The following is a 10,679-nucleotide window of genomic DNA, read 5'->3' as shown; positions in this document are numbered from 1 at the left end:
AATATAAATTCTCTCCAAATTTTATCACTTCAATTAACCACAGAGCTTTCTAAAAACCAATATCAAAAATTATAGTAAAATAGGACTATATTTTATTAATACAGTCCTATTTACTTAAAATGAAATAATTTACTTTATAACAAATGATTAAAACTTTAAATTATTTGCTAAAAACTCTTTTTCTATTCTGTCTACTACATCTTCTATATTTACTTCTTCAATATCTTGATTTTTTCTTAACTTAAATTCAACTATGTCTTCCACTACTTTTTTACCTACTGTTACTCTTATTGGAATTCCAATTAAATCGGCATCCTTAAACTTAACTCCAACTCTTTCATTTCTATCATCTAAAAGCACATCTACTCCTCTAGTTTTAAGATCCTCATAGATTTTCTCCGCTCTATTCATTTGTTCTTCATTTTTAACATTAGCAGGCATTACTATTACTTTATATGGTGCAACAGCCATTGGCCAAAGGATTCCATTTTCATCATGATGCTGTTCAATTATAGCTGCTACAGTCCTGTTAATACCAATTCCATAACATCCCATTACTAGTGGTTTCTCTTTACCATTTTCATCTAAATAGTTAGCTCCCATAGACTCTGAATACTTAGTTCCAAGCTTAAATATATGTCCAACTTCTACCCCTCTTCTAATATTTATTGGACTTCCACACTTAGGACACATATCCCCCTCTGCTACGAGTTTATAATCTCCTACTATGCCGTTAAAATCTCTTTCATAATTTACATTTTCATAGTGATATCCTGTATCATTAGCTCCAACTATAAAATTACTCATTCTAGTAACTTCTTCATCTACAAGTAGTGTATCTANNCAGCAAATCCTATTTCTGCTGATGTAGCCTTTAAGACAGTTTCTGCATCGGCCATTTCTAATTCCATAATTCCACCTAATGCATTAGAAACCTTAGTTTCATTTAAGCTTCTATCTCCTCTAACCATTACTGCCACAACTTTGCCATCAGCTTTATATATTAGAGTCTTTGCAAACTTCTTGTTACTAGTATTAAAGAAAGTTACTAACTCTTCTATAGTTCTTACATTTGGAGTTGCTATCTTCTTTAATTCCTTTTCTTCTTCTTTCTCTGCATCTTCCAGTTTAGATGTAGCCTTTTCTGTATTCGCAGCATAATTACAACCAGTACAGAAAGCTATTTCATCCTCGCCTATATCAGATTTAACCATAAACTCTGCTGAACCTGATCCTCCCATAGCTCCTGAATCTGCTTCAACAGCGCTAAATTCTAAATTACATCTAGTAAATATCTTATTATATGCTTCATACATCTTCATGTAAGATATATCTAACCCTTCATTATCTTTATCAAAACTATATGCATCTTTCATTATGAATTCTCTTGATCTCATAACTCCGAATCTAGGTCTTCTCTCATCTCTATATTTGGTTTGAATTTGATAAAGATTTAATGGTAATTGTTTATAAGATTTAATTTCACTTCTCGCTAAATCTGTAAATACTTCTTCATGGGTTGGTCCAAGACAAAAATCTCTTCCATTTCGATCTTTAAGCCTAATCATTTCTGGTCCCATTACATCCCATCTTCCAGATTCTTGCCATAGATTTGCTGGTATAAGTGCAGAAGCTAAAAATTCTTGAGCACCTGCTCTATCCATTTCTTCTCTAACTATATTTTCTACATTTTTTAACACTCTAACTCCATTTGGCATGAAAGTGTATATTCCTGTAGCTGATTTTCTTATCATTCCAGCTCTTAACATAAGTTGATGGCTTGCTATCTCTGCTTCACCTGGAACTTCTCTTAGTGTACTTATTAACATCTTTGATAACTTCATCTTCCATTCACCTCGTAATTATATTTATTAATAAAAAAATAGAACCCACCCTAATTAGGGCGAATTCTATCGCGGTACCACCTAAAATTTATACTTCATTTTATAACGGCTCATGCCGGTAGTTAAAACTACTGCTCAGAAGCAGGTTCAAAACGTGTGAAAATCTTTCAGCCGGTGAATTTTCTCTCTGTGGGTATGTTTCTACTATTCTTCCTCATCACATATTAATATTAAATTTTAATAAATATCATTATATCATACATATTTAAATATTGCCTATATATTTATATTTTATTTTTTAAAATATTTTCTCCAATTATCATATCTTCTGGAGTTGTAAGCTTTATATTTAAATAACTACCCTCATAAAGATATACTTTTCTATCAAATTTTTCAACAATCATAGCATCATCAGTAACTCGCTCTTTAGTCTTTCTTAATTTTTCATGGCAGAATAATATAATATCATACTTAAAACACTGAGGCGTTTGAACTATAAAAGTATCCTCTCTATTTAAGGTTTCCTTGGCAAACCCTTCTTTATCCTTAATTTTTATAGTGTCCTTTGATTTAACTCCACAAGTACATGCACCATGTTTTTCAGCATTCTTAATGCCATTATTTATTATATTGTCAGTAACAAATGGTCTAGCTCCATCGTGGATTAATACTATTTCACAAGGTTCTATTGCCTTTAGTCCATTGTATACAGAGTCTTGCCTTTCCTTCCCACCTTTTACTAAAGCTCTAACTTTTTTAAGGTCATATTTTTCAATTATATTCTTTTTACAGTACTCCATCTCATCTTCTGCACACAGAACTATAATATTATCTATATTTTTATTGTCAGAAAAAGCCTTTATAGTATGATATAATACTGGTTTTTCTGCCAAAGTCAAAAACTGCTTGTTTACATTTGACCCCATTCTTTTCCCTTGTCCTGCAGCCAATATTATCGCTGTATTTTTTCTCATAATTCCTCCAATAAATTAACCTTAAACTAATGATAAATTAGCGCTTAATTTTTCTTAATAAAAAACTATTGTTCCTTTGGTTTTGCAAATATCATTCTTCCTGCTGCTGTTTGAAGTACTGAAGTAACTACTACAAATATATTTTCACCAATATATTTTCTACCTTCTTCAATGACAATCATAGTTCCATCATCTAAATATGCAACCCCTTGACCTGACTCTTTTCCATCTTTAATTACCTGTGTTTTCATAACTTCTCCTGGTAATAAAACAGGTTTTACAGCATTTGCCAACTCATTAATATTTAATACAGGTACTCCTTGAAGTTCTGCAACTTTATTTAAGTTATAATCATTAGTAATTACCTTTCCATTCAATACTTGAGCAAGTTTAAGTAATTTAACATCTACTTCCTTAATATCTTCAAAATCGCCTTCCCATATTTCTACATCTATACTTAACTCTTTCTGTATTTTATTAAGTATATCTAATCCCCTTCTTCCTTTTGTCCTTTTTAAAGAATCTGAGGAATCCGCAATATGTCTAAGCTCATCTAAAACAAAAGTAGGAATTACTAAAGTACTTTCAATAAAACCACTTTGACATATATCAAATATTCTTCCATCAATTATTACTGATGTGTCTAACACCTTAGGGCTTAACTTATCGCCAACATTCTTTATCTTAGAATCCTTATTAGCTCCAGGCTTTTTAAAGCTTGTAAACACATGTATAATTTCATCTTTTTTTCTTACGCATATATCTGCAAATAAAACAGTAATTATTACCGTAACAATTACGGATATTATGGTTATTATTATGGAATCTACTCTAATAAGTGTAGATAATAATACTGATATTATAAGTCCAATTAAAGCTCCTATACCTGCAAATACAATATCTACTATTGGAATCTTTTGAGCAGACCTTTCTAAGTATTCCATAGCTTTAACAATTCCTGAGTTTATAAAAGGTGAAATAAAATAAAATATAAGTCCAATAAAAATAATACATAATACAACAAATATTATTGAAATAAAACCTGTATTGTTTATTCCTAACTTAGGTAAAAGTTCCGTAGAATTTCCCCATGCACCTAAAACATATCCTAATGTTCCTCCTATTAAGGTAAACAAAGCCCTTAATATTTTCTTTAACACCACAGCACCTCCTTAATTTTTTAACCTATATTGTGATTATTTACAAATTTTCTCCATAATATCCTACTAAATTAAATATATATTATCATTAATTACATTTCAATGGATTATTAGAATATTAACTAAAATTTGATTAACTATATATAATATTAACATTTAAAATATTTGATATTCTCAATTAACAATTAACAAAGAATTTTCAAGATAAAAATATTTGTCAATACTCACATTTTCTACTTCTTCACATAAAATAAATTGTTAACAGTAAAATTACCCCCTATGAATAATAGTAATATTGATATATTATATAAATAAAGGTATTCCAAGTAAGTAACTTTATTTATAAAGGAGTGAAAGTTATGAAGGATCTAATATTTGATGAATTTCAAAATTCTGTAGATAGTTCTTTATTAAGACATAAAAGTATACTTGACATACTAAGCAAATTGCAGGAATCTGAAAGTAGAGTTAACAGATCCGTAGTAAAAGCTGTTACTAGTTGCGGTTGTGTTAAAATTAAAGCTGAAAAACAGGGTATAAATTATTCATTGAACAATGATAATGAAAACACCATAGATAAATTAACCTTAGATGATTTAGAAATACCTCTTAGTTCCCATATACAAGGAGAGCTATGTGATAATTGCCGTAAAATCATCGAACGGGAAATAGGCAATCACTTATTCTATATAACTTCCTTATGCAATAGTTTAGATATAAACTTATATGATGTACTTTTAACTGAATACAAAAACATAACTACCTTCGATAAAATTAATTTAAGATAACAAATATAGCACAAACTTAATTGCTTTGTGCTATATTTGTTTATCTAATATAAATTGCTCTTTTAATCTTCTTAGACCATTTTTAATGGTTTTAGCTCTTGCTTCTCCTACCCCATCAACTAAATCTAATTCATCATAAGATGCTTTCATTACTACTTGAAGCTCTCCGAAATGTTTTATTAGATTTTCTATAATTGCGGATGGTAATCTAGGTATTTTATTTAATATTCTATATCCTTTTGTAGATATGAAATTATCCACTAAAGGAACTCCACCATATCCTAATACCTTAGCTATCATATCAAGATCCAATAACTCTATAGCTGATAACTTTTCTATATTCCTATAAACGTCAAGATATTTCTCTGTATCCCTACAATAGTCTCTCACAAGAAATACTCCTTCTTGTTCAACGCCCTTGATTAATTCTCCTAATTGCATAGATATAAGTCTACCTTCATTCCCCAACTCACATATGTACGTTTCTATCTCACAAACTATTCTCATAACCATTTCATTTCTCTGTATTGCTGTGACTACATCTAAAAGGGTTGATAAATCTTGTAACTCCAGTAAGTTTAGATTACTTATTACTCTTTCTAAAACTAACTGATATTTTTCTAAGGTTTGAATAGCTTGATTAGCCTTAGCTAATACATCGCTACTTTCTCTAAGGACATATTTTATATCATCTTTATATACAGTGATTATATTCCTTCTTTGAGATATTGCTACTACTATATCACCAGTTTCCTTTGCAACTCTTTGAGCTGTTCTATGTCTAGTTCCAGTTTCTTGAGTAGTTATAGATGGATTTGGCATCAGCTGTGTATTAGCGTATAATATCCTTTTTAAGTCACTACTTATAACTATAGCTCCATCCATCTTTGCTAGTTCATATATATATGCTGGAGTATACTCTGATTTTATTGAAAATCCTCCATCTACCATATCTAATATTGCATTACTATCACTTAATACTATTAAACCTCCAGTTTTAGCTCTTAATATATTATCTAATCCTTCCCTCAGTAGGGTTCCTGGGGACATAATTTTTAGTATTTCCATAAGTTCTTTTTGCTCTTGTTCCCTCATTATTTTCCTCCATTATTAATTTAACAATTTACTGTCCTCTTATATATTATTAAAAAATCTTTGACACCGCTTCTCTAACTGTATCCACTCCAATTAAATTTATTCCCTTATTAGTTATTTTTGCTTTATTTTTATTTGGTAGTATTACATTAGTAAAACCCATCTTTATTGCTTCATTTATAATTTTCTCTGCATGAGCTATAGGCCTAACTTCTCCAGTTAACCCTACTTCTCCTATAATTAATAAATTTTCTATTTTAATTTCCTTTGCTTTGACACTAGATATTAACGCTAAAACTATTCCTAAATCTCCATATGTACCGTCAATGTTAAGTCCACCTACCACGTTAACATACACATCACTGTTATAAAAAGGAACTCTTAATTTTTTTTCTAACACCGCTAATATCAAACTTAATCTCTGGTTATCAACACCTACTGCAGTTCTACGTGGCATCACAGCTTTAGTTTCACTTGCTAAGGCTTGAATTTCTACTAAAATAGGTCTAGTTCCTTCAACTATTCCAATGACTACTGATCCTTCCTGTTGCATAGATTTTTCTTGCAAAAACACTGAAGATGCATCATTTACTTCCTCAAGACCACTTTCTCTCATTTCAAACACACCAATTTCACTAGTAGTTCCAAAACGATTTTTTATGGTTCTTAATATTCTAAACTCTTGTGTTCGCTCTCCCTCAAAATATAGAACTGTATCCACCATATGTTCAAGAACTCTTGGTCCAGCCAATTCTCCTTGTTTAGTTACATGGGCAACAATGAATAATGGAATATTCTTTGTCTTTCCTATTCTCATTAAATCATTAGTACATTCTCTTACCTGCGATACACTTCCTGGAGCAGATGAAATAGTTGGTTTATATAATGTTTGAATAGAATCTATTATTATAAAACTTGGCTCCATTTCAGTTATATGCTCTTCTATAATATCTATGTTCGTTTCTGATACCACATAAAGCTCTTTTCCTGTAGCTTTCAGACGTTCTGCTCTCATTTTTATTTGCTCTTCTGACTCTTCTCCAGATACATACAGAACCTTTCCATATTTTAGCGAAATATTACTGGCACTCTGTAGCAATATAGTAGACTTACCAATACCAGGATCTCCAGATATTAAAGTTAATGATCCCTTTACAAGTCCACCACCTACAACCCTATTTAATTCTCCAATTCCTGTATCTAACCTTTCATATTCACTGGATTTTACATCCGTAATATTCTTTGGCTTATTTCCAGAAGACATAGTAACTGACCTTTTAAAATTAGTTACTGCTTCACTTTTTACTTCTTCTCCCATAGTGTTCCAGCTATTACATCCAGGACATTTTCCATACCACTTTGGAGCTTCATAACCACACTCATTACATATATATACTTTTTTAATCTTTGCCATAATCTGCTCCTTAAATTTTTTATATTAATTTATTATTTCTTAACAGTTAATTAAAATACTTATTATACTATGAGTTTAACCATTATTTTATATAGTAAATTATATTGTTCTTAACTATAAAAAAACCACTTATATAAAGTGGTTAAAAATATATGGTATTATACCTATGATAATTATATACCTATTTTTGTTTAAACACAATGAAGTAATTAGCTACACTTAATAAACTTCAATGCATCTTTTTCAACTGTTATTTGTATGATATCACTCTTTTTGAAATTTCCTTTAAGAATCTCATCAGATAGTCTATCCTCAATCATATCAGTTATAATTCTTCTTAAGGGTCTAGCTCCGTACTCTTTATCTCTTTTTTGTTTACTTATGAATGTTTTAGCTTCATCTGTAAACCTTAATATAATATCATTTTGCTTGGCTCTTTCACATAGATTATTTGTAATTATATCAACAATTTTAATTATGTGTTCATCTTTAAGCTTATGAAATACTACTATATCGTCAATTCTATTTAAAAGTTCTGGTTTAAAGATATTCTTTATTTCGCCAAGTATAATTTCTTTCATATTTTTATATTCATTATCACAATTTTTATCATCAGATAATCTTTCAAATCCTATAGAACGATGTTTTTTTATAGTAGATGCTCCTGCATTAGAAGTCATTATAATTATAGTATTCCTAAAATCTACCACCCTTCCCTTAGAATCTGTAAGTCTTCCATCTTCTAGTACTTGAAGTAAAATATTAAATATATCTTCATGCGCCTTTTCTATTTCATCAAATAGTATTACAGAATATGGCCTTCTCCTAACTTTCTCTGTTAATTGACCTCCTTCATTAAATCCTATATAGCCTGGTGGTGAACCAATTAGCTTTGACACAGAGTGTTTCTCCATATATTCTGTCATATCTATTCTGATTATTGAATTTTCATCATCAAACATAGTTTCTGCAAGCGCTTTAGATAATTCAGTTTTTCCTACCCCTGTTGGTCCTAGAAATATAAAACTCCCTATAGGTCTCTTGCAATCTCTTAGTCCTACCCTTGATCTCCTTATGGCCTTTGCAATAGCTTCAATAGCTTCATCCTGACCTATAACTCTTTTATGAAGAATGTTCTCTAAATTTAATAATCTATCAGTTTCTGTAGATGTAAGTTTTTCTAAAGGTATTTTAGTCCATATTGATAAAACTTTTGCGATCTCTGCCTCATCTACCGTTATCTTGATTTCTTCGTTACTTTCTACTAAAGTTCTTTTTCTAGAGTTTAATTGTTGTCTTAATTCATATTCTTCATCTCTAATGGATGCTGCCTTTTCAAAATCTTGAATATCAATTGCTTGTGATTTTTCTTCAATTTTATTCTTAAGCTTCTGCTCCAAAATTCCAATCTCATTTTTTTGTAAATTTTCTATTCTACTCTTAGCCCCTGCTTCATCTAAAAGATCTATTGCTTTATCTGGTAGGTATCTATTTGATATATATCTATCTGATAAATTTACTGCTGCACTTATAGCTTCATCTGTAATTCTAATTGAATGATGTTCTTCATACTTATTCTTTAACCCTTTAAGTATTTGTATAGTATCCTCCTTAGAAGGTTCTTCAATTATAATTGACTGAAATCTTCTCTCTAAAGCAGAGTCCTTTTCTATATACTTTCTATATTCATCTATGGTTGTCGCTCCTATGCATTGAAGTTCCCCTCTTGCAAGGGCAGGTTTTAGTATGTTAGAAGCATCTATTGCACCTTCCGCACCACCAGCTCCTACTATAGTATGAATTTCATCAATGAATAAAATAATATCCTCACTCTTACAAACTTCATCCATTAAAGATTTTAACCTATCCTCAAATTCTCCTCTATACTTTGCTCCTGCAACCATAGAAGCCATATCTATACTGATTACTTTCTTATTTAATAACATTTCTGGTACATCATCACTTTGAATTTTTTGTGCTAATCCCTCAACTATGGCTGTCTTGCCCACTCCAGGATCCCCAATTAAACATGGATTATTTTTTAGTCTCCTACATAATATTTCTAAAACTCTTTCTGTATCCCTTTCTCTTCCTATAACTGGATCAAGCTTATTTTCACTAGCATATCTAGTTAAATCCTTGCCGTACTTATCAATCATTGGAGTTTTATTTCTTTTAGACTTATATGGCTCCTCTATTTTCATCTCAGTTCTACTGTCATGAAAGTCAGAATTACTGCTTAATGATATTTCACATTGTTTTTTATCATAGGATAACATTCCTAGCAACTCATTGAAGTTTGTTCCTAAATTATCTAATATTGTATAGGCTACGCCCTCTTCTTCTTTAAGTATCGCTAATAATATATGCTCCGGAGATACAAATTTATCATTTAGATTTCTGGCTTCTACTAAACTAACTTCCATCAGCTTTTTAGTTCTAGGAGTAAAATATATATCTTCTGGATATATCTCATCCTCACCATAGCCAACTAATTTTTCTATTTTATCTTTAATCTTTATTTCATCAACATACATATTTTCTAGAGCCTTAGCTGCTATGCCACCCTCTTCCACAATACCTAATAATACATGTTCAGTGCCTACATATCCGTGTCTAAATCTTTTTGCTTCTCCATGAGCATACATCAACGCTTGTCTTGCTCTATCATTATACTTATTAAACATTACACTAACCCCTTTATCTATATAGCAAAATGCTAATACTATAATATTTAGTCTATCCAATTCCAGCAATGACAAACCATAAATTGTAATTATTTTTAAAATATATTTTTTAAAAATGCATATAAATAAAGTACCTTCCCTATTGGAAAAGCACTTTATTTATATATTTTCTATCTTTGTATAAAGTAGATATAGCATTGTTATAATCATAATACTCTATTTTAATGCATTTTTCTTCATAACATCTTATTTTAACATTAAGATTATCATTTAAAATTACATCAATAAGAGCACCATCTTTATCATAGCTAAACTCCTTTAAATCATTTAATAGTTTGTCTATATTTTCTTTGTTTCTAATCATCTTTTCCTCCAGTATTATAAATAATTTTAATTTCACATAATAGATTATTTTAAGCAAAAATCATATTATCATATGATTTTTACTTAAATAAATAACATAATATGATTGGATTATTAAAGATATATCATTAATAATTTTAGAACTCTAATTCCGAATCATTAAAATATCCATTAAACTGTGAGTTATACAACCTAGCATAAATTTCACCACTATTAATCAATTCTTTGTGAGCACCTTTTTCAACTATTCCCTTATTTGTTAATACCACAATCTCATCTGCATTTTTAACAGTTGATAGTCTATGAGCAACTATAATAGATGTTCTTCCCTTAGATAACTTTTCTAAAGATTTT

Annotated in this window: 7 protein-coding genes and 2 pseudogenes; 1 reads left to right on the top strand and 8 read right to left on the bottom strand. The window is 29.9% G+C overall.

Going from position 1 to position 10,679, the window contains the following annotated elements; translation table 11 throughout:
* Positions 1-147: 147 nt before the first annotated feature.
* The 3 genes and pseudogenes from B2671_RS11810 to B2671_RS11800 all read right to left on the bottom strand — a co-directional run bounded on the left by B2671_RS11810 (position 148) and on the right by B2671_RS11800 (position 3,978).
* Positions 148-1,844, bottom strand: a pseudogene (locus B2671_RS11810) (proline--tRNA ligase).
* Positions 1,845-2,128: 284 nt separating this feature from the next.
* Positions 2,129-2,818, bottom strand: a complete 690-nt coding sequence (gene ispD / locus B2671_RS11805; RefSeq protein WP_346870604.1) for a 2-C-methyl-D-erythritol 4-phosphate cytidylyltransferase — start codon at positions 2,816-2,818, stop codon at positions 2,129-2,131.
* 65 nt (positions 2,819-2,883) lie between these two features.
* Positions 2,884-3,978: a PIN domain-containing protein gene (locus B2671_RS11800; protein WP_150843588.1), complete on the bottom strand. Its 1,095-nt coding sequence runs from the start codon at positions 3,976-3,978 to the stop codon at positions 2,884-2,886.
* 359 nt (positions 3,979-4,337) lie between these two features.
* Here B2671_RS11800 and B2671_RS11795 point away from each other — a divergent pair, with 359 nt between their 5' ends.
* Complete coding sequence (locus B2671_RS11795) at positions 4,338-4,766, top strand: DUF1573 domain-containing protein (protein ID WP_346870603.1); 429 nt, start codon at positions 4,338-4,340, stop codon at positions 4,764-4,766.
* A gap of 30 nt (positions 4,767-4,796) precedes the next feature.
* Here B2671_RS11795 and disA read toward each other — a convergent pair whose 3' ends face one another.
* The 5 genes and pseudogenes from disA to B2671_RS11770 all read right to left on the bottom strand — a co-directional run.
* On the bottom strand, positions 4,797-5,861 hold the full coding sequence (gene disA / locus B2671_RS11790; RefSeq protein WP_346870602.1) for a DNA integrity scanning diadenylate cyclase DisA: 1,065 nt from the start codon (positions 5,859-5,861) through the stop codon (positions 4,797-4,799).
* Positions 5,862-5,910: 49 nt separating this feature from the next.
* Positions 5,911-7,275: a DNA repair protein RadA gene (gene radA, locus B2671_RS11785; RefSeq protein WP_346870601.1), complete on the bottom strand. Its 1,365-nt coding sequence runs from the start codon at positions 7,273-7,275 to the stop codon at positions 5,911-5,913.
* Positions 7,276-7,484: 209 nt separating this feature from the next.
* Positions 7,485-9,962: an ATP-dependent Clp protease ATP-binding subunit gene (locus B2671_RS11780; protein WP_346870600.1), complete on the bottom strand. Its 2,478-nt coding sequence runs from the start codon at positions 9,960-9,962 to the stop codon at positions 7,485-7,487.
* A 139-nt stretch (positions 9,963-10,101) separates the two neighbouring features.
* Complete coding sequence (locus tag B2671_RS11775; RefSeq protein WP_346870599.1) at positions 10,102-10,326, bottom strand: hypothetical protein; 225 nt, start codon at positions 10,324-10,326, stop codon at positions 10,102-10,104.
* Between the two features lie 136 nt (positions 10,327-10,462).
* Positions 10,463-10,679 (bottom strand): annotated as a pseudogene (locus tag B2671_RS11770) (ABC transporter ATP-binding protein); the annotation flags it as partial.

Source organism: Clostridium sp. UBA5119, from assembly GCF_002414285.1.
GTDB classification, from domain to species: Bacteria; Bacillota; Clostridia; order Clostridiales; family Clostridiaceae; genus Clostridium_J; species Clostridium_J sulfidigenes.
Note: the sequence above shows the minus strand (reverse complement) of the source record. Positions and strands in the feature narration are given on the sequence as shown.

Bases quoted from the DNA above. Each gene is read 5' to 3' on its own strand.
- B2671_RS11780 (WP_346870600.1), bottom strand. From the start codon at position 9,962: ATGTTTAATAAGTATAATGATAGAGCAAGACAAGCGTTGATGTATGCT.
- ispD (WP_346870604.1), bottom strand. From the start codon at position 2,818: ATGAGAAAAAATACAGCGATAATATTGGCTGCAGGACAAGGGAAAAGA.
- disA (WP_346870602.1), bottom strand. From the start codon at position 5,861: ATGAGGGAACAAGAGCAAAAAGAACTTATGGAAATACTAAAAATTATG.
- B2671_RS11775 (WP_346870599.1), bottom strand. From the start codon at position 10,326: ATGATTAGAAACAAAGAAAATATAGACAAACTATTAAATGATTTAAAG.
- B2671_RS11795 (WP_346870603.1), top strand. From the start codon at position 4,338: ATGAAGGATCTAATATTTGATGAATTTCAAAATTCTGTAGATAGTTCT.
- radA (WP_346870601.1), bottom strand. From the start codon at position 7,275: ATGGCAAAGATTAAAAAAGTATATATATGTAATGAGTGTGGTTATGAA.